This is a genomic window from Paenibacillus sp. PSB04 (assembly GCF_025809195.1).
Taxonomy (GTDB): Bacteria; Bacillota; Bacilli; order Paenibacillales; family Paenibacillaceae; genus Paenibacillus_AQ; species Paenibacillus_AQ favisporus.
Window position 1 is genome coordinate 2,845,188 of record NZ_CP081301.1, and the last position, 18,994, is coordinate 2,864,181.

Annotated in this window: 16 protein-coding genes and 1 rRNA gene; 11 read left to right on the forward strand and 6 right to left on the reverse strand. The window is 54.4% G+C overall.

From position 1 onward, the window contains the following. The first annotated feature begins 99 nt into the window (after positions 1–99). Both K2F33_RS13150 and K2F33_RS13155 read left to right on the forward strand, forming a co-directional pair. A complete protein-coding gene (locus tag K2F33_RS13150) occupies positions 100–1,104 on the forward strand; it encodes a sugar phosphate isomerase/epimerase family protein (RefSeq protein WP_263881940.1) in 1,005 nt (334 codons plus the stop codon). A 42-nt stretch (positions 1,105–1,146) separates the two neighbouring features. Beyond that, complete coding sequence (locus tag K2F33_RS13155; RefSeq protein ID WP_263881941.1) at positions 1,147–2,916, forward strand: hypothetical protein; 1,770 nt, start codon at positions 1,147–1,149, stop codon at positions 2,914–2,916. 192 nt (positions 2,917–3,108) lie between these two features. Here K2F33_RS13155 and K2F33_RS13160 read toward each other — a convergent pair whose 3' ends face one another. Then, positions 3,109–3,861 carry an SGNH/GDSL hydrolase family protein gene (locus tag K2F33_RS13160; protein WP_263881942.1) on the reverse strand — a complete coding sequence of 251 codons (753 nt, stop codon included), beginning with the start codon at positions 3,859–3,861 and terminating at the stop codon, positions 3,109–3,111. A gap of 153 nt (positions 3,862–4,014) precedes the next feature. On the opposite strand from K2F33_RS13160, the gene K2F33_RS13165 reads away from it, so the two are divergent. Beyond that, complete coding sequence (locus tag K2F33_RS13165) at positions 4,015–4,287, forward strand: NifU N-terminal domain-containing protein (protein ID WP_076175691.1); 273 nt, start codon at positions 4,015–4,017, stop codon at positions 4,285–4,287. A 243-nt stretch (positions 4,288–4,530) separates the two neighbouring features. On the opposite strand, the gene K2F33_RS13170 is transcribed toward K2F33_RS13165, so the two are convergent. From K2F33_RS13170 to K2F33_RS13180, 3 genes are read right to left on the reverse strand one after another with little or no spacing between them, the layout of a single operon-like run. After that, positions 4,531–5,631 carry a Gfo/Idh/MocA family protein gene (locus K2F33_RS13170; RefSeq protein WP_089548622.1) on the reverse strand — a complete coding sequence of 367 codons (1,101 nt, stop codon included), beginning with the start codon at positions 5,629–5,631 and terminating at the stop codon, positions 4,531–4,533. 5 nt (positions 5,632–5,636) lie between these two features. Further along, complete coding sequence (locus K2F33_RS13175; protein ID WP_263881943.1) at positions 5,637–6,485, reverse strand: sugar phosphate isomerase/epimerase family protein; 849 nt, start codon at positions 6,483–6,485, stop codon at positions 5,637–5,639. A 36-nt stretch (positions 6,486–6,521) separates the two neighbouring features. Beyond that, on the reverse strand, positions 6,522–7,685 hold the full coding sequence (locus tag K2F33_RS13180; RefSeq protein WP_089548620.1) for a Gfo/Idh/MocA family protein: 1,164 nt from the start codon (positions 7,683–7,685) through the stop codon (positions 6,522–6,524). A gap of 207 nt (positions 7,686–7,892) precedes the next feature. On the opposite strand from K2F33_RS13180, the gene K2F33_RS13185 reads away from it, so the two are divergent. Beyond that, positions 7,893–8,720, forward strand: a complete 828-nt coding sequence (locus K2F33_RS13185) for a helix-turn-helix domain-containing protein (RefSeq protein WP_263881944.1) — start codon at positions 7,893–7,895, stop codon at positions 8,718–8,720. Positions 8,721–8,770: 50 nt separating this feature from the next. Here the strand turns inward: K2F33_RS13185 and K2F33_RS13190 are convergent, their stop codons facing one another. After that, a complete protein-coding gene (locus K2F33_RS13190; RefSeq protein ID WP_373309611.1) occupies positions 8,771–9,496 on the reverse strand; it encodes a response regulator in 726 nt (241 codons plus the stop codon). After that, positions 9,465–11,111: an ATP-binding protein gene (locus K2F33_RS13195; RefSeq protein ID WP_089548618.1), complete on the reverse strand. Its 1,647-nt coding sequence runs from the start codon at positions 11,109–11,111 to the stop codon at positions 9,465–9,467. The genes K2F33_RS13190 and K2F33_RS13195 overlap by 32 nt, the downstream gene beginning before the upstream one ends. A 242-nt stretch (positions 11,112–11,353) precedes the next feature. Between K2F33_RS13195 and K2F33_RS13200 the strand changes: the two genes are divergently transcribed. The 7 genes from K2F33_RS13200 to K2F33_RS13230 all read left to right on the forward strand — a co-directional run bounded on the left by K2F33_RS13200 (position 11,354) and on the right by K2F33_RS13230 (position 18,916). Continuing rightward, on the forward strand, positions 11,354–12,388 hold the full coding sequence (locus K2F33_RS13200; protein ID WP_263881945.1) for a tripartite tricarboxylate transporter substrate binding protein: 1,035 nt from the start codon (positions 11,354–11,356) through the stop codon (positions 12,386–12,388). A gap of 76 nt (positions 12,389–12,464) precedes the next feature. Further along, the gene (locus K2F33_RS13205; RefSeq protein ID WP_076175706.1) at positions 12,465–12,926 is read left to right on the forward strand and encodes a tripartite tricarboxylate transporter TctB family protein; all 462 of its coding nucleotides are present in this window, start codon (positions 12,465–12,467) and stop codon (positions 12,924–12,926) included. Between the two features lie 11 nt (positions 12,927–12,937). Then, complete coding sequence (locus K2F33_RS13210) at positions 12,938–14,464, forward strand: tripartite tricarboxylate transporter permease (protein ID WP_076175708.1); 1,527 nt, start codon at positions 12,938–12,940, stop codon at positions 14,462–14,464. Between the two features lie 23 nt (positions 14,465–14,487). Then, positions 14,488–15,189: a TerC family protein gene (locus tag K2F33_RS13215; RefSeq protein WP_412974000.1), complete on the forward strand. Its 702-nt coding sequence runs from the start codon at positions 14,488–14,490 to the stop codon at positions 15,187–15,189. 17 nt (positions 15,190–15,206) lie between these two features. Further along, positions 15,207–15,446 carry an HPr family phosphocarrier protein gene (locus K2F33_RS13220; protein ID WP_263881947.1) on the forward strand — a complete coding sequence of 80 codons (240 nt, stop codon included), beginning with the start codon at positions 15,207–15,209 and terminating at the stop codon, positions 15,444–15,446. A 19-nt stretch (positions 15,447–15,465) separates the two neighbouring features. Then, positions 15,466–16,884, forward strand: a complete 1,419-nt coding sequence (locus tag K2F33_RS13225; RefSeq protein WP_263881948.1) for an NAD-dependent malic enzyme — start codon at positions 15,466–15,468, stop codon at positions 16,882–16,884. A 479-nt stretch (positions 16,885–17,363) separates the two neighbouring features. Continuing rightward, positions 17,364–18,916 (forward strand): 16S ribosomal RNA (locus K2F33_RS13230). The last annotated feature ends 78 nt before the right edge of the window (positions 18,917–18,994 follow it).

Consider the following 18,994-nt stretch of genomic DNA (forward strand, 5'->3'; position numbering starts at 1 on the left):
TCGGCAAAAGGATATAAGGCTTGGTTTGAGTTTGAGATTGAGTGAGCGATGCCCTTCGAGGGGCGGAACGCTTTTAATCGAATACAAGGAGGCGGCTTGATGGTTCTGGACAAAGGGGAGTATTCCTTTTCAACCTGCTGGAATATTAAACGCCACGCTGTGGGAAGCGATATGATCGAGGAAATCCGGCGGCTGGGCTTTAAGCGCGTGGAGCTCAACTATAACGTCACCCGGGAAATGCTGACCACAATCGAACCGATGATTGAGCGCGGCGAAATCGCTATTTCCAGCGTGCATAATACGTTCCCATTGATTGACGATCCCGATTACGGCACCGATTCGGTGCTGCTCGGATTTGACGATGAAGCCAAGCGGAAGCGGGCGGTCGATCTGCTGGTGCAGTCGGCGGAATATGCCGCCCGTTACGGAGCGGCAGCCGTGGTCGTCCACCCGGGAGAGGTACCGTTTGAGGCCAATATCGATCAGGAGCTGAAGGCGCTCTACAAGGAGCACGGCCCCGATTCGCCGGCATACCGCAGCCTGTGGGAAGAGATGCTGGAGCGGCGGGATTCGCTGAGCGGGCATTATGCGGAGCGGATCGCGAACAGCCTGGAAGACGCCTGCGGGCGGATCGCAGCCAAGGGATGGGACGTAACGATCGGCATCGAGACCCGGTCGCGGTGCTACCAGATGCCGACACTGAGGGAAGCGCGCGGCATCATTGACCGCCTTCAAGGCGCTAAGATCGGTCTGTGGTACGACTTCGGCCACGGCATGATGATGGAGCGGATGGGTCTGTACGACAACGCGGAGGATATGAGCCTGATCATGGACCATATCGCCGGGATTCATATCCACGAGAGCGTAGGCTTGTCCGACCATTGGTGCCCCTATGTCCACAGCGGCGACGTGGTTTATTTCGACCGGTTTTTGCCGGTGATCGAAGCCGCGCCTGTGAAGGTCTACGAGCTGAAATCAGCCTGTACGCCGGAGGAGATCGACCGCAGCCATGGGCTGCTGACGGCCAAGCTGGAGCGTCTGCGGGCAGCAGGCGGCCGGACCGGGACGGGACACATTCCGGTTAACGAAAGTGGTGTGGAGTAAGGATACGGTGGCATGATGAACCCGAAAGCGAGTGAATAAAGCATGTATGAACAATTGGTTGCCATAAACGACCGATGCGTGGAGGAAAGCCTAAGCCGCCAAGTGCTGGACGAGGGCAGCCGTTATCATGGAGGCGTCACGGACCCGGTCAACGGCATCGCCTGGGCCAGCCATGGCGGCACGCCGATGATCATGGCGCTCTGGGCCGCGGCATTGATCAATCCCGATTCGCGTTATTATCATAACGAAGAGCTGCTCAGTCGGCTGGAGTACGGAGCCGAATTCATATTGAGATTTCAGCATGCGGACGGCTCCATCTCCCCGGGCTGGACGAATATGCACTCCCCGCCGGATACGGCGTTCGTGGCAGGCGGTCTCGCCCAGGTGCACGAGCTGCTCGTGGCCCATCTCGAGGGCTGGGAGCAGCTGGAGAAAGCCGCCGGCCTGATCCGGTTGTTCCTTACCCGGACCGCCCCTGTACTGCTGACAGGCGGCTGCCATACCCCCAACCACCGGTGGGTGCTCACTGCCGCCCTTGGCTTTTTGTACCGGCTCACCGGCAAGGAGGAACTGAAGGATAGGGCCGAAGCCTGGCTGGCCGAAGGGATGGACTGCACGGAGGACGGGGAATGGACCGAGCGGAGCAACGGAATCTATAACGGGGTCAGCGACATCGTGCTGTATTATGCCGCGGAACAGCTGAACCGGCCGGAGCTGCTGGAGCCGGTCCGCCGGAACCTGCGGATGATGGCTTACCTGATCCATCCGGACGGCGAGGTGGTCACCGATTATTCCGGCCGCCAGGATTACGGGGTGAGGCATGACCTATCCGGCTATTTTCTAATCAGCCGACTGATGGAGCATATGGACCGGGATCCGCTGTTTGCGGCGCTCGCCGATGCCGCCGGTCAGGCGATTGTCCATCCGGGCTGGCTGCCGAACAACGCGATGATCGGCTATCTGCGCTATCCGCAGCTCCGTGAGCGGCGGGTTCAGCCGTCTCCTCTTCCCGATCGCTACCGCGTGATGATCAACCGGCATTTTGACCGCGGGCAGTACCTCCGGCAGCTGGAAAGCGCGGGCCATTACGGCCGCATTTACCACAGCCGGCTGCACACCGATTTCGGCGCTCCGGTCGGGCGGCAGCGGGACGGTCAGACCAGCCTGACCGTCATGGCCGAGACGGACTCGTTCCTGTCCCTCCGGCATGGGGCTGTGCGGCTGCTGGGCGTCCGGCTGGCCTCCTCATTCGAACCCGGCTACGTCAAAATGAACACGCTCGAAGAGCTGCCAGGCCGATACCGTTTGGCCGGCCACGAGGCCAAAGGCTATTACGGACCGCTTCCCCGGACAGCACTGCCGCAGACCGCGGCAGGTGGCGGGACGAGCCCGTGGTACTTGCTGCCGCATCATTTGCGCGAGATGACGCATGAACAGCACCATCGCGCCGAAGCGGATCTGACCGCGGATGAAGAGGGGTTCCGGCTTCGCGTGCAGTGCCGGGAACCTGAAGGCATGATGACGCAGATATCCTTCGTCTTCGGCGGCGAAACGGCGTTCGCCGGGGAAGGATTGTTTCCCGCAGACGAGTCCGGCGGCGTGCTGTTCTGGAAGCAGGGCGGCGTCCGCTGCAGCGCCGGCACGGACTGGATTGAGATGGAGGGCGGGCAGCACGGACACTGGGCGAAGGCGCTGAACAACACCGGCTTTCCTGCCGGCTGCCGCACGCTGGTCGTCAATTTGATGACGCCGTATGACTGGACGTTCACTCTGCGGCTCTCCCCGAAGGAAGGCTGTGGAAATCACGAGTGAAGAAATGACGGATGGCGAAATCACAAGTGACGAAATCCCGAATGTCGAAACTCAGAATGAGAAAACTCCGAATGACAAAAAGGCTGTTCCCCAGGTGAAGTCACCTGATAGGGCAGCCTTTTTTAGTACAAACCAAGCAAGTCTAGAAGCAAGGTACGCCTATTGAATTGGATATTCGCATGATCCTATCATTTACGCCTCGCAGCCAATCGTATTGTCCTTCAGCAAATGCCCGTAATTGGCTTTGACGAACTCGAGAACCTTGTCGTAAATGATACGATGGCCGTCCTGGTTCGGATGGATGCCGTCGGAGCAGATGAATTGGGTAAAGTCCGGATGGGCGAGAAAAGCACCCCGCACGTCGATGTATTTGGTCTTGGTCAGCTCGGACACCTTGAGGATCGTCGAATTGTAACGCTCCTGCCACCAGTAGATTTTGGTGACGCTGCCGAGAAACTTCATGATGTTTCGCTCCGCTTCGGGGTTATCCTGGCTGACCCACTTGAAGTATTTATCCGCGTTGAGGGGAGGGAGGCTCATGAGAACCGGCGTAATCGACTGACTTTTCAGAAAATTCACCGTATCCGTCAGCATTTTCTCAAACAGCGTAAAATCCGTCTTGGGACGGTGCTCCGCGTCCGGATTGCTGGCAATTTCGCTCCAGTTAAAATCGCAATCGTTGCCGCCGTATTCAATCAGCACCATGCTGGGCTTGCCCTTCAGAATTTCTTTCTTCAGGCTGCCAATGCCCTTCATCAGTGTATTGCCGAATCTCGCCGTGTTTTTCACGGCTCCCTTTAGTTTGTCCTGAAGAAGGGATACGTAATTATCCTCAAGGATGACATATTTGCTGCGCGTTTCATCATACACGACCCCCTTGGAAATCGAGTCCCCGGAAACGATGTACGTGGCGTCCATTCCGGGCTGCAGTCTGCTGTCGCTCATTTCTTCACCTCTCCCTAACCGTTCAATTCCTTTTATTGTAATCCAGCGTTTCGCCAAGCGCAAATGATGTCGCTTTCACTTCTGAAGGGCGAATTGGTTTTGGTGGAAAATGGACAATATGGTACAGTTATAAGCAGAAAGGAGTGATTAAGCATGGCCGTATCCATTCAAATTCAGCAGACACCGAACCCGCACTCGCTTAAAGTCAATGCGAGCCAGAGCCTGTTCGAAGGACCAAAGAGTACCTCACTGAAAAAAGGGGACGACACCGACCATCCGCTTGCCGGCGCGCTGCTCAGCATCGACGGGGTGGACAACATTTTTGGCATCGGGACGTTCGTCACCGTCAGCAAAATGCCGGATGCCGATTGGGAAAACATCGTTCCGAAAATCGAAGAGGCGTTTACCAACGTCTACGGGGAGTAGTGACAGAATAATAGCCACAGCCTCAGCGCGTGCATGACATATAACCGAATGGCATGGCTATTCTTTATTCGATGGATGCCCTAACAGAATAGATCCAAATCCGGATGGAATGAAAAAAAGCTCCCGCCGTGCTCTTAACCTCTTTACATAGAGGGGAGCGCGATACGGGAGCTTTTTGCTTATGGAAAAGTCGTCAATCCTGGCAGCCCGTTAATATAACACGCGGTCGGGCAGGAATTGTGGCTACGAATTCGTCTGCAGCACCTGATCGATGCGTACGGCCGCCTCCTGCGCCTTAAGGCACAGCTCGGCTGCTTTAAAGCAGTGTTCCTGGGTCATGGCATTCTCGGTCCGGTTCAGGCAGTCGAGAATGAGCTGTCCGAAGTAAGGGTAGCCTACCTTGCCTTTGACTTCGAAGTGCTGCTCGCCGTCCCCGTTCACCAGGTAGACGTGGTCGCCGCGCGGATCGCGGGCGATGTCGATGTATTTACGCAGCTCGATATATCCTTCGGTGCCGAGGATGATCGTCCGGCCGTCGCCCCAGGTGCCGAGACCGTCAGGCGTAAACCAGTCGACCCGGAAATACTGGGTGGCGCCATTGTCGCCTACCAGGGTCGCGTCGCCGAAATCCTCGAGCTCGGGATAGTCCGGATTGTTGTAATTCGCTACTTTGCTGTGCAGAACCTTGGCGTCCTTGCAGCCGGCATAGAACAGGAACTGTTCGATTTGGTGGCTCCCGATATCGCACAGAATGCCGCCGTATTTATCCTTCTCAAAAAACCAGTCCGGACGCGATGGCGCATTCAGCCGGTGCGGGCCGAAGCCGGTCACCTGGATGACACGGCCGATGGCTCCCTTTTGCACGAGCTGTCCGGCATAGACCGCTGACTCCACATGAAGCCGCTCGCTGTAATAGACCGCGTATTTTTGGCCGGTTTCCTTCACCTTCCGGCGCGCCGCTTCCAGCTGGTCCAGCGAAGTGAACGGCGTTTTGTCCGTAAAATAGTCTTTTCCTGCGTCCATCACCTGCAGCCCAAGAGCACAGCGTTCGCTGGGCACCGCGGCTGCGGCCACCAATCGGACCTCCGGATCCCCGAGCACCTGCTCAAGGCTGTCCGCGATCTGAACCTGCGGGAACTTGTCGGCAAAAGCCTGGCTTCTCGCCGGCTCCGGATCGTAAACCCATTTCAGCGTCGCCCCGGCTTCGATCAGCCCGTTGCACATGCCATAAATATGCCCGTGGTCCAGAGCCGCCGCCGCAAACACAAACTCGCCCGGTTCAACAACATGGTTCGGCTTGCCTTCCGGCGCGTAGTTCATTCCGTCTTTATTTTGTGCGGTCATGAAGGTCACATCCTTTCGCGCATGAGCTGGGCGAATTCCTTCAGCAGTTCACGCGACGTGTATTGTTCGCTGAAATCCTCGATGCCCAAGTAGCCGTCATAGCCGACGGATTTCAGGTCATTGAGCAGTGAGGTGAAATCTACGATGCCTTCGCGCATCGGCGCCCATTTCGAACGCCATTTGACCGTTCCGTCTTCACGCGTTCCTTCCCGGATCCACTCGGCGTTTTTGATGTGGACGTGGGCGAGGTAAGGACCGAGAAGCTGAAGGCCCATCCGGGAATGCTCGAAGCCTTCGTGGATCATGTTGCCCGGATCGTACAGGACGCCGATATGGTCCGGGCTGCAGTGGCTGACCAGGCGGTGGGCGAGACCGGCGCTCGGCGCGATCGTGCCGTGATGGGTTTCGATGATGCCTTTGACGCCGTATTGCTGGGCCATTTGCTCCGCTTCTTTTAAATAGCGGACTGTCTTGTCGTACAACTCGTTATAGTCGGCGGATGCGTTATACCCGGCCACGCCGAGGCGGATCATTTTCGCCCCAAGCTGCTGGGCCGTCCGGAATACATGCTCCGTATCCTTTAGGTCCAGATGGTTCAGATAGGGAGTGATGCTGGCGACTTCAAGCCCCTGTGCAAGGGCCAGGTCTTTGAATTTCTGCATTTGGTCCGCGGGAAGGGAAGGGTCGATCGAGCACAAATTGTTGCTCCAGAACGACGGCTTCTCGCCTGCAGCGCCTGCGGGAACTTCCTTGAAGCGCCATTCCACGCCGTCCAGTCTGGCTTCCTTGGCGGCCAGTACAAGCTCTTCAGGGGTCAGATCCGGGGTGACGACGGTAAATACCGATAGTTTCATAGGGCGATTCTCCTCTTATCGAAAATGGGATATCTATCAGTGAGTTCCGGATACGTCCAGCACCTTACCGCCGGCGGTTTCCTTGCGGAACGTCGAGTTTTTGATCTTCTCCTGCAGCTTGTCGTAGAACAGATCCTCGTCGAGCGGAAGGTCCACCCAATCGTCTGTCCAGGCCGACAGATGCATCGCGTTCGAAATCGTCAGGCCGCGGATGCCTTCTTCGCCCGGGGCGATCAGCTTTTCGCCATGCAGCAGGGCATTAGTGAAGTTCTGTAAAATTCCGTTATGCTGCGGACCGTGTCCCCCATGCACCGGAATGTCGCATTTCCAGCATTCCGGCTGGCCGAATCCGCCTGTATATTCCGCGTTGAACTGCGGCTCAGGCACGCGCAGGCGCCAGAAGGTGATCTTGTCGTCTTCGACGACGATTTTGCCGTTATCTCCGGAGAGCTCGAACCGGTTCGTTCCGGGTGCCTCGCCTACAGTGGTCACGAATACGCCGGTAGCTCCGTTTTCATATTCGACATAAGCGGTGACGTCATCTTCGACTTCAATATTGCGGTATTTACCAAAGTGGCAGAAAGCACGCACGCGCTTCGGCATCAGGCCGGTCGTCCACTGCCACAGGTCAAGCTGATGCGGATCCTGGTTCAGCAGCACACCGCCGCCTTCGCCAGCCCAGGTGGCCCGCCATCCGCCGGAATTATAGTAGCTCTGCGAGCGGTACCAGTTGGTAATGATCCAGTTGGTCCGCTTGATATTCCCCAATTCTCCGGACTGCACCAGGTCGCGCAGCTTGGTATACAGCGGGGAGGTCCGCTGGTTGTACATAATGCCGAACAGCTTGCCCGATTGGGAAGCGGCCTCGTTCATTTCGCGAACCGCCTTGGTGTAGACTCCGGCCGGTTTTTCGACGATGACGTGGTAACCGTTCTCAAAAGCCTGGATCGCCAATACCGGATGATCATAATGCGGAGCGGCGATCAGGACGGCATCCATCGCTTGCGAGGCGAAGAACGCCTCCGGTGTGTCGAATTTTTGAACCGATTCCGGCAGATGGGCCTGTGCCCACTCCAGACGGGCGGGGCTTGTATCGCATATCGCCGTCAGCTGCGCCCCCTTGATTTTGTCCACCAAATTCAGTGCATGACTGCTTCCCATATTCCCGATGCCGATAATGCCGTATCGTACTTGCTCCATCTAAATGATCCCGCCTTCCCATGGATTATGATCAAAGTTTGCAGGCATGTAAGCCATTACATCTCCCTCAAGCTTAGCCCGAATGGCATGGGAAGCAAATGGCTAAGATTAAGAGGGTTTTGCACAAAATTAAGGTGTTTTCGTAAAATGGGGATGATACAATGGCATTACATTAGACGACTATTTTCTATATAAGGAGGGTCATTTATGGCACAGGCCATGCAGCTCGGCGCACGGCTGCCGGAAGGGCTTCGGGTACATATCAGTCACGTACAGCTCAAAAGCGGCTTTCCCGACTGGAACCGGGCCGAAGTCGCCCCGAGCTTCCACCGGCTCTATTACATCACCGAAGGCGAAGGATCGGTCGTCATCAACGGCGTGACCTATTACCCCAAGCCGAACCAGCTGATGATCATGCCTGCGGGGACGAGCCAGACGACCTACACGTCCAAGGAGAATCCATACACGCGGTATTTCTGCCATTTTGACGCCCAGGTGGGGGAGTGGCCTTTGTTCCATGCAGACAGCAAGCTCTATATCAGCGATGTCGGCGACCCGGAGTTTATTCGAAGCACTTTTAACGAGATGATCGGCCAATTTCAGGCGGGAGGTCCTTTCGCGGCCCTGCGCATGCAGGCGGGTCTGCTGTACATGCTGGCCTGCTGCCTGGAAGAGGGGGGATACACCGACTATTGGATCGATTTCATGCACCATACGGAAGGGAACAAGCTGGGCGGCGTGCTGCAGTACATTCATGACCATCTTCGTGAACCGATGGAGATCGAAAAGCTGGCCGAGATCGTCCATCTGCATCCGAACTACTTTATCCCTTATTTTAAAAAAGCGATGGGCTGCACACCGATGCATTACGTCCAGCGCAAGCGTATGGAGGAAGCCAGACGCCTGCTTTCATTTACGAACGCGCCCGTAGCGGACATTGCGGATCAGCTCGGAATGCAGCTGTCGCACTTTTCCCGGCAGTTCAAGGGGCATACCGGCATGTCGCCGACGGAGTATCGGGCGTGCACGCGGTAAGAATCATCCGGGATGGAACAAATGAAAACCCGCCTGCGCCTGCAGACGGGTTATTTTTTGCTCCGGTATACGCGCTCCGGCCGTCCTACGACCCCATAGGACAGGTCGGCATAGACAATGCCGAACCCGACGAGATGCTCCAGATATCTCCGGCTGGTTGAGCGGCTGATGCCGATCCGTTTGGCCACTTGATGAGCGGTTAGCCCGTCGTTCACCGTCGAAATGGTTTGAACGACCTTTTCGAGCGTCAATTTATCGATGCCTTTGGGCAGGAAAACGTCGGCCGTATTCACAGGAAGCGGCTCCGCTTTGACGGGACCTGCCAGCAGGCGGTCTACGTCGCTCTGGCCAATGCTCCCAGCCGTATCCAGCCGGGATAACTCCCGTTGAAATGCCGCATAATGCAGCAGCGTTTCCTTCAGCCTGTCGAAGATGAGCGGCTTCATGAGGTAATCGAACGCCCCGCTGCGGATGGCTTCCCGGATCGGTTCGATTTCCCGGGCGGCGGTAATCATGATGACATCCGTGCTGCGGTAATGCTGGCGGATGAACAGCAGCAGATCCAGGCCATTGGCTTGAGGCAGGTAGATATCCAGAAGTACCAATTGGGGCTCCAGGATTTCCAGCTGCGATTTCGCCTGCATTTCATCCGTGGCGATGCCGACGACTTTAAATCCCGGCACTTGTTCTACGAATCGCCTGTTTATCTCTGCGATTTTGGTGTCATCCTCTACGATTAACACCTCAATCATTGGATTTACTTCGGACATTTCCATGAGGATGCTCCTTTCTGAATAGACCGGGTTGTTTGGGGATCGCCACCGTAAAGACCGTACCGCCGCCCGCCGTATTCCGATGGAACGTAATGTAACCGCTTAACTTATGGACCGCATGAACGACAAGGGCAAGCCCGATCCCGCGGTGTTCCCCCGGTTTGGTAGAGAAGCCCTTTTCATAGATCGTATCTCCGATGTCTTCCGGAATGCCGATTCCGTTATCCTCGCATTCGATGATCAGGTCCTCACCCAAATCGGTCAGGAACAGCGTGACTTCGCCTTTGGATTCGGAGAAGGTTTGCCGCGCAAGAACGGCTTCCATCGCGTTGTCGATCAAATTTCCGATAATGGTCACGAGCAGGCTACGGTCCATATGGTCCGGGATGTCAGCGAACGTGCTCTCTGGATCGATCTCAAAGGAAAGCTTCAGCTCTTGGGCGTGATTGTACTTGCCGATCAGCAGCCCGCCGATGACCGGGTCCGGGATTTCCCTCATCACAAACTGAATCAAATGCTGATGGACGTTCACTTCGCGGTTGATCAGGTCTACCGCTTCCTGGTAAGACTCCAGCTGGATCAGGCCGGATATGACATAGAGCTTGTTGGAGTATTCGTGCGTCTGCGCCCGGAGCGACTCCGCAAAACGCTTGACCTGGGACAACTCTTCGGCCAGCCGATATAATTCCGGCTTGCTGCGGAAGCTGGAGACCGCTCCGGTTAATTGATTGTTCATATCCATGATAGGAAGCCTGTTCACGATCACTTCATGGTCGCCGATCAGCATCTCCCGGTCGAACTCGGCTTCGCCGCTCCGGACTACCTCGAGCAGCCGCGTGTTCGGAAGGACATCCTCAATATGTTTTCCCATGATCGCTTCATTCTCCGACAGATTCATCAGCTGAAGAGCGAAACGGTTAGCCATCGTAATGAAACCATCCCGGTTAATGGCGATTATTCCTTCGCGGATCGATTCGAGGACTGCCTTTTTCTCTGTATACAGCGCCCCGATTTCCTTGGGCTCAAGTCCATGGATGGAACGCCTGACGCTGCGTGCGATCAGTACGGCTCCGCTTGCCCCGACAGCCAGACCGATCAAGGAGACCAGCAATATTTCATTTTGGTATACATCGTTTATCCGGTCAATGTTGTCGGTCAGAAAACCGACAGACACGATGCCGATCACCGTCCCGTCATCCGCAATAACAGGAGCCTTCCCGCGAACGGAAGGCCCCATGGAACCGGTAGCCTTGGACACGATCGAATGCCCCGCAAGTACCGGACCGTTGTCGCCGCCGACCATCGATTTGCCGATCCGGTCCGGCAGGGGATGCGAATACCGGATGCCTTCGCGGTTCCCCACAACGATATACTGGGCGCCGGTTTTGATCCGGACGCTTTCCGAAATAGGCTGGATTGCGGCCGAAGGATCCGGCTCAGTAAAGGCTTTTCTAATCTCCGGCATGATCGCTAGAGTTTCAGCTACTTTTAGGGCGCGTTGACCGATCTGATCCTCAAAAATGTTTGTGATCACGACATAAAAAATACCGCTCAAGCTGAGGATGATAAAGGCAATCAGGGAACAGATGATCCAAATCAGTTTTGTCTGCAGCCGCATGTTGTACCGTGCGCCCCTCCGTTTTTTGCTTTTATTGTAGCATATAGGACTTGAAAGGGCTTTCATTTTATCGTGAACAAAATGAACAAAATGCCCATAATCGTGTTTTTAGATCTTATGTGCTTAACATTTGCTAAAGCTGCCGCGGGTGATATGCTGGGAACCACAAAAAGAAAGCGCATACATTTCGATGACACCAAGTTGATAAGGGTTTAGATGAACTTTTCGAAAGGGGTATCCAGATGAATAAAAAAATGATGAGCAAAACCTGGAAAGTGATACCTGCGGCCATTCTGGCGATTAGTTTGGCGGCTTGTGCCAACGGGGGAGCAGCGAAAGAGGGGACTTCGGCCAAAAAATCCAATTATCCCGACAAAGCGTTAACGCTCGTGGCCCCATCGGGTGCGGGCGGGGGATGGGATATGACGGCCCGTACCATTGCGAAAGTATTGACCGAGACAAAGGCTGTCAGCAAAGCGATTACGGTTGAAAATAAACCGGGCGGAGGCGGCGCCGTGTTTATGGCCGAGTATGCGACCAAGGACAAGAAGGATGACTACAAATTGTTTGTCAACTCTCCGCCGATCCTGATCAACAATTTAAAAAAGGAGGGCAATTCGCCATATGGATATCAGGATACGACGCCGCTGGCTCAGCTGACGAAGGACTATGGCGCTATTGCCGTAGCGGCTGACTCGAAATACAACGATCTGAAGTCGCTGCTCGATGACTTGAAAGCCGATCCGACCAAGTTCACGATCGCGGGCGGATCGGCTCCCGGCTCTATGGATCATCTTGTATCCATTCTGCCGGCGTTCAAGTACGGGATTGACCCCAAGAGCGTCAAGTACGTTTCTTACGACGGGGGCGGCGAAGCCATTACCGCACTGCTTGGCGGCAACGCCGATGTACTGGGTACGGATGCCTCGTCGCTTGACCAGTATTTAAAGGCCGGAAAAATCAAAGTGCTCGGCGTGGCCGCGCCTGAACGTCTGGGAGGAAGCTTGAAAGACGTGCCGACGATGAAGGAGCAGGGAATTGACGCGGAATTCCTCATTTGGCGGGGGATATTCGGACCTAAGGAAATGAGCGCTGAAGCGAAGAGCTATTGGGATCAGGCCATCAAAAAAATGACCGAGACGAAAGAGTGGGCGGCGGAGATGACGGCGAACAACTGGGAAAGCGATTATAAGAACAGCGACGATTTCAAGGCTTTCCTGGCTCAACAAAATGATCAGCTGAAAGAAATGCTGACGGCACTCGGCATGCAGAAGTAACGGCTTAGGCCATGCAGGGGGAGGGAAAGGGATGGGGACTTCCCTTTTCCCTGTCTGAAGAGGAGGCGTGAAGACTATGAATCATTCATTTGACCGCTATGCCGGCATCGTATTTTGTGCGGTCGGCATCGCTTTTGTCATCGGAAGCACCAGCATATCGACAAGCGCATATGGCAGCAACGTCGGCGCGAACATCTTTCCGTTGTTTCTCGGCGCATTTCTTTCGCTGATGAGCATCAGGCTGATATATGAAACCTTCCGCAGGCAGCAGAAACAGCAAAATCGGGAAAAGCTCGATTACAAGCGTTTCGGTATTATTTTTACGGCCGCCGTGCTGTACGCCCTTTTCCTGGAGGATATCGGATTCGTTATTTCAACGTTCCTGTTCCTGATGATCGGCTTTCAAACGATGCAGCGGGGCCGGATCTGGATATCGGTCGTGATCTCCGCCTGCTTTTCTTACGGTGTGTATTATCTGTATGTCAACGTGCTGGATGGTACCCTGCCCGGTTTTCCATCTTGGTTAGTCTTATTCTAGGGGGTTAAACAATGAGCACAGTTGAATATTTGCTGCATGGACTTGGGACGGCAATGCAGTGGCATAATCTGGTCTTTGTATTTTTTGGCGTCTTGATCGGCACCGTCGTTGGCGTGCTGCCAGGCATTGGTCCGATGAGCGGCGTGGCGCTGCTGATTCCGATTACCGCAACCATGACATCAGGCCTGAGTCCGGAAGAAGCGGCTACAAGTTCCATTATTCTGCTGGCTGGCGTATATTACGGCGCCATGTACGGCGGGTCCACGACTTCAATTCTGCTTAATACGCCGGGCGAGTCCTCATCTGTCGTCACGACTCTGGACGGATATCAAATGGCGAAGCAGGGACGGGCGGGTGCAGCGCTCGCGATATCGGCCATCGGTTCGTTTGCCGCAGGCATTATCTCTTTGGTTGGACTCATCTTCCTGGCCCGCCCATTATCGGCTGTTGCTATCAAATTTGGTCCCGCCGAATACTTTTCGCTGATGGTGCTTGGACTCCTTGCGATCAGCGGCCTGGCCGGCAAATCGATGGTCAAGGCGCTGATGATGACGGCACTCGGCCTGCTTCTGGCGACGATCGGGATCGACAGCGTATCCGGCGTAGAGCGGTTTACCTTCGGGATTCCGGAGCTTTATCAGGGGCTGGAATTTTTGACGATCGCAGTCGGCATGTTCGCGGTAGGTGAAGTGTTTAAAACCATTTTGGAACGGGATCATAACGACGGAGAAATCGCAAAAATCAGCCGCATTCTGCCAACGAAGCAGGATATGAAGGACAGCGCCGCACCGATTGCGCGCGGTTCTATTCTTGGCTTCTTTATCGGTCTGCTGCCAGGAGCAGGAGCCATTCTCGCGTCCTTTTTTGCATATATTGTAGAAAAAAAGATCAGCAAGCATCCCGAGAAATTCGGGAAAGGCGCCATCGAAGGCGTAGCGTCGCCCGAATCGGCAAATAATGCGGCTTCCGGCGGGGCCATGATTCCACTGCTCAGTCTGGGGATTCCGTCTTCCGGTACGACGGCCATTTTGATGGGTGCCTTCATTATGTACAATGTGCAGCCGGGCCCATTGCTGTTTCAGGATCATCCCCAGCTGGCCTGGGGCGTTATAGCCAGCATGTTTGTCGGCAACCTGATGCTGCTGATTCTCAACATGCCGCTCGTCAAGTTGTTCGCCAAAGTGATCGAGACGCCTGCCAAGTACTTGATCCCTTTAATTATTGTCTTTTCGGTCTTCGGAGTGTACGCCGTTCAGTATTCAACGTTCGATCTTCTCTTAATTATGGGCTGCGGCGTGGTCGGTTATGTATTGTCCAAAAACGACTTTCCGCTCGCTCCCCTCGTTCTGGGACTTATTCTTGGACCCATGATGGAAAATAATATGAGGCGCGCGCTGACGATTTCCAACGGTGATTTTATGATCTTCCTCCAGAAGCCGGTCTCCCTTGTGTTTCTGATCATTGGACTGCTGTGGATTACGATTCCGTTAATCCTGAAGCTGAAAGGCAGGAGAGTTCTTGTTAATGAGGAAGGCTAGGAAAGGAAACGGCACTTATGGATATGGAGTGGTTACTTCTAGGTCTATTAAAAATTATCGTCATTAATATTGTGCTGAGCGGCGATAACGCTGTCGTTATCGCTCTCGCCTGCAAAAACCTGCCGCCCGAACAGAGGAAGAAGGCGGTCTTCTTCGGCAGCTTCGGAGCGATCGTGCTTCGCTTCGTACTTACCATTGCAGCCGTTTGGCTGCTGCAGATACCTTTTGTTCAATTGGCAGGAGGCATCCTGCTGCTCTGGATTGCGCTTAAACTCATGCAGGGTGAAGCCGAAGAGGGGAAGCTTGAAGCAAGCACCCGCCTGGCAAAAGCCATTAAAACGATTATGATCGCCGATTTGGTGATGAGCCTAGATAATGTGGTGGCCGTGGCTGGAGCGGCGTCAGGAAATTATCTCTTAATTGCTCTTGGACTTGCCGTCAGCATTCCGTTGATTATTTGGGGCAGCAGACTGCTGATGACTCTAATGAGCCGTTTTCCGGTTATCGTTATTGTTGGCGTAGCTCTTCTCGGGTACACGTCGGGTGAAATGATCCTAAAAGAGGAGAGGCTGGCCAAAATCACGGATGCCTTGCCTAATACGCTTCACACGGTTATTCCACTGGTGCTCGCCATTGGCATTGTCCTGGGAGGCAGACTGCTGCAGCACTACCGTCAAATGCATGAATCCCGGACCGATGCAGGTGCAAGTACCCCACAAAGATAAAGAACGGAGGTAAACACATGAGTGGTTTGGAGACCAAGGCGATTGTGGATATTAATCAGACGGCTAACCGGTTTACATCCAGCATCGTGCTTAAGGCCGGTGGCCGGGCGATCGATGCCAAGAGCATCCTCGGTTTGAGCTTTTCGCTGTTGAGCCGGGAGCCGTATCAGCTTGAAATTTACGGTCCTGACGAAGCTGCGGCCACAATAGCGATGAAAGAGGCGTTTGTCAGGCACGGCCTTAGGGTTGAAATTTGACGGAGGAGAGTGGATGAACATGGCTGTGCCTAAATCAGGGAGCACGAATATCATCGTCCGGGTGGAAATGGACAAGGCCTCTGCAGCGTTTGGAAGAATTGCCATGGCCATCGGGGATTCAGGAGGAGATATTGTAGCTATTGATGTCAGCGGTACCGGTAAAGTAACGACGATCCGGGACCTGACAGTTAACATTACGGACACGGGGGCGAAGGATTTAATTGTCCAGGTGCTGAATAAGCTGCCCGGCGTTAAGGTTTTGCAGGTTTCCGACCAGACCTTCCTGATGCATTTGGGAGGCAAAATCGAAGTGACGCCGAAAATGGCCATCAAATCCCGCGATGATCTGTCCCGTGTCTATACACCCGGCGTTGCCAGCGTATGTATGGCGATTCATGAGGACCCGTCCCGTGCCCATACCCTTACCATCAAACGCAACACGGTTGCGGTGGTGTCGGACGGGAGCGCCGTGCTTGGACTCGGGAATATCGGCCCACTCGCCGCCATGCCCGTGATGGAGGGAAAAGCGATGCTGTTCAAGCAGCTCGCGGGCGTGGATGCCTTTCCCATCTGTCTGGACTCGCAGGATACGGAGGAAATCATCGCGACGATCAAACGGATTGCTCCCGCGTTTGGAGGCATTAATTTGGAGGACATTTCGTCTCCGCGCTGCTTTGAAATCGAGAGGCGGCTGATCGAGGAGCTGGACATCCCCGTGTTTCACGATGACCAGCATGGGACGGCTGTCGTGCTGCTGGCGGGCCTTTATAATGCAGTGAAATTGGTCGGAAAGAGACTTGAGGATTGCAAAATCGTCCTTTGCGGAATCGGCGCTGCCGGCATCGCTTGTACCAAGATCCTCCAAGCCGCCGGCGTTACGCGGATCGTGGGGGTGGATCGGGAGGGTGCCATCGTTCACGGGAACGAGTATACACATGACGCCTGGCGTTGGTACGCCGAGCATACGAATCCGGACAAAGAGTCAGGAACCTTATCCGACGTGATTGTGGATGCTGACATTTTTATCGGTGTGTCGGGTCCCGGGGTTTTAAGTCGTGGGGACATCGGCAAAATGGCTCCCGATCCGATCGTCTTCGCGATGGCAAACCCAACCCCGGAGATTGCGCCGGAGGAAGCCGAAGGGATCGTCCGGGTGATTGCTACCGGAAGATCAGATTACCCGAACCAAATAAACAACGTCCTTTGTTTCCCAGGATTGTTTCGCGGCGTGCTCGATTGCCGAGCCTCCAGGGTGACGGAGGAGATGAAGATTGCTGCCGCTAAGGCCATTGCTTCCGTTGTCGGAGAGGAAGAGCTGAACGAGCAATATATTATCCCTAGTGTCTTTAACCCCCATGTAGCAGAAAAGGTAAAAGAAGCCGTGGTTCAGGCAGCCTATGCTTCAGGTGTAGCTAGAAGAAGGGAGCGCGGTTTCTAAGCGATCTTCGATTCGAGCTTATATGTATTGCGCGGCCGCGAGCGATCGCGGCTGATTGTATAGTAGGGTACATGATGGAGTCGAAATTCCCAAAGAACGAATTCCTAACTTCATATATTATTTAGCTGGCTTGGAGGGGGACAGCAGAACATTTTAGTTACAAACTCAATTTGAGTTCCATGTTATAAGGTGACCGCAAAATGGAATATTTTTCAACTTGTTAAAAAAGTACTGGCGTGGTACATTATAAATCCGGCCGCTGATAAGGCACCGGCAAGCAAAAAAGAAAATTAAAAAAAGCTTGCAATTAAGAAATGAACATGATATATTATAAGAGTTGCTGCTGAAACATCAGGTGGTAACGAAACGAAGTTTGATCTTTGAAAACTGAACAACGAGTGAGTATAAACGCGATGGTCCTATGACCGGAGCGATTGAGATTAAATCAATCTCGTCAGATTCAAAATGAGCTACAAACTTTCTTGGAGAGTTTGATCCTGGCTCAGGACGAACGCTGGCGGCGTGCCTAATACATGCAAGTCGAGCGGACTTGATGGAGAGCTTGCTCTCCTGATGGTTAGCGGCGGACGGGTGAGTAACACGTAGGCAACCTGCCTGCAAGACCGGGATAACCCACGGAAACGTGAGCTAATACCGGATATCTCATTTCCTCTCCTGAGGGAATGATGAAAGACGGAGCAATCTGTCACTTGCGGATGGGCCTGCGGCGCATTAGCTAGTTGGTGAGGTAACGGCTCACCAAGGCGACGATGCGTAGCCGACCTGAGAGGGTGAACGGCCACACTGGGACTGAGACACGGCCCAGACTCCTACGGGAGGCAGCAGTAGGGAATCTTCCGCAATGGGCGAAAGCCTGACGGAGCAACGCCGCGTGAGTGATGAAGGTTTTCGGATCGTAAAGCTCTGTTGCCAGGGAAGAACGTCCGGTAGAGTAACTGCTACCGGAGTGACGGTACCTGAGAAGAAAGCCCCGGCTAACTACGTGCCAGCAGCCGCGGTAATACGTAGGGGGCAAGCGTTGTCCGGAATTATTGGGCGTAAAGCGCGCGCAGGCGGTCATTTAAGTCTGGTGTTTAAGGCCAAGGCTCAACCTTGGTTCGCACTGGAAACTGGGTGACTTGAGTGCAGAAGAGGAGAGTGGAATTCCACGTGTAGCGGTGAAATGCGTAGATATGTGGAGGAACACCAGTGGCGAAGGCGACTCTCTGGGCTGTAACTGACGCTGAGGCGCGAAAGCGTGGGGAGCAAACAGGATTAGATACCCTGGTAGTCCACGCCGTAAACGATGAATGCTAGGTGTTAGGGGTTTCGATACCCTTGGTGCCGAAGTTAACACATTAAGCATTCCGCCTGGGGAGTACGGTCGCAAGACTGAAACTCAAAGGAATTGACGGGGACCCGCACAAGCAGTGGAGTATGTGGTTTAATTCGAAGCAACGCGAAGAACCTTACCAGGTCTTGACATCCCTCTGACCGGTCTAGAGATAGACCTTTCCTTCGGGACAGAGGAGACAGGTGGTGCATGGTTGTCGTCAGCTCGTGTCGTGAGATGTTGGGTTAAGTCCCGCAACGAGCGCAACCCTTGATTTTAGTTGCCAGCACTTCGGGTGGGCACTCTAGAATGACTGCCGGTGACAAACCGGAGGAAGGCGGGGATGACGTCAAATCATCATGCCCCTTATGACCTGGGCTACACACGTACTACAATGGCCAGTACAACGGGAAGCGAAGCCGCGAGGTGGAGCCAATCCTATCAAAGCTGGTCTCAGTTCGGATTGCAGGCTGCAACTCGCCTGCATGAAGTCGGAATTGCTAGTAATCGCGGATCAGCATGCCGCGGTGAATACGTTCCCGGGTCTTGTACACACCGCCCGTCACACCACGAGAGTTTACAACACCCGAAGTCGGTGAGGTAACCGCAAGGAGCCAGCCGCCGAAGGTGGGGTAGATGATTGGGGTGAAGTCGTAACAAGGTAGCCGTATCGGAAGGTGCGGCTGGATCACCTCCTTTCTATGGAGAATCGCTTCTTGCAACGGAAGCATTCAAATACTAAATCTAGCCGGTCGGCTAGTTACTCACTCGTTGGTC

Excerpts from the sequence above, each read along its gene's own strand:
- K2F33_RS13210 (WP_076175708.1), top strand. The coding sequence starts at position 12,938 with ATGAGCACAGTTGAATATTTGCTGCATGGACTTGGGACGGCAATGCAG.
- K2F33_RS13180 (WP_089548620.1), bottom strand. The coding sequence starts at position 7,685 with ATGGAGCAAGTACGATACGGCATTATCGGCATCGGGAATATGGGAAGC.
- K2F33_RS13150 (WP_263881940.1), top strand. The coding sequence starts at position 100 with ATGGTTCTGGACAAAGGGGAGTATTCCTTTTCAACCTGCTGGAATATT.
- K2F33_RS13155 (WP_263881941.1), top strand. The coding sequence starts at position 1,147 with ATGTATGAACAATTGGTTGCCATAAACGACCGATGCGTGGAGGAAAGC.
- K2F33_RS13225 (WP_263881948.1), top strand. The coding sequence starts at position 15,466 with ATGGCTGTGCCTAAATCAGGGAGCACGAATATCATCGTCCGGGTGGAA.
- K2F33_RS13175 (WP_263881943.1), bottom strand. The coding sequence starts at position 6,485 with ATGAAACTATCGGTATTTACCGTCGTCACCCCGGATCTGACCCCTGAA.
- K2F33_RS13190 (WP_373309611.1), bottom strand. The coding sequence starts at position 9,496 with ATGGAAATGTCCGAAGTAAATCCAATGATTGAGGTGTTAATCGTAGAG.
- K2F33_RS13220 (WP_263881947.1), top strand. The coding sequence starts at position 15,207 with ATGAGTGGTTTGGAGACCAAGGCGATTGTGGATATTAATCAGACGGCT.
- K2F33_RS13205 (WP_076175706.1), top strand. The coding sequence starts at position 12,465 with ATGAATCATTCATTTGACCGCTATGCCGGCATCGTATTTTGTGCGGTC.
- K2F33_RS13170 (WP_089548622.1), bottom strand. The coding sequence starts at position 5,631 with ATGACCGCACAAAATAAAGACGGAATGAACTACGCGCCGGAAGGCAAG.
- K2F33_RS13165 (WP_076175691.1), top strand. The coding sequence starts at position 4,015 with ATGGCCGTATCCATTCAAATTCAGCAGACACCGAACCCGCACTCGCTT.
- K2F33_RS13160 (WP_263881942.1), bottom strand. The coding sequence starts at position 3,861 with ATGAGCGACAGCAGACTGCAGCCCGGAATGGACGCCACGTACATCGTT.
- K2F33_RS13215 (WP_412974000.1), top strand. The coding sequence starts at position 14,488 with ATGGAGTGGTTACTTCTAGGTCTATTAAAAATTATCGTCATTAATATT.
- K2F33_RS13185 (WP_263881944.1), top strand. The coding sequence starts at position 7,893 with ATGGCACAGGCCATGCAGCTCGGCGCACGGCTGCCGGAAGGGCTTCGG.
- K2F33_RS13195 (WP_089548618.1), bottom strand. The coding sequence starts at position 11,111 with ATGCGGCTGCAGACAAAACTGATTTGGATCATCTGTTCCCTGATTGCC.
- K2F33_RS13200 (WP_263881945.1), top strand. The coding sequence starts at position 11,354 with ATGAATAAAAAAATGATGAGCAAAACCTGGAAAGTGATACCTGCGGCC.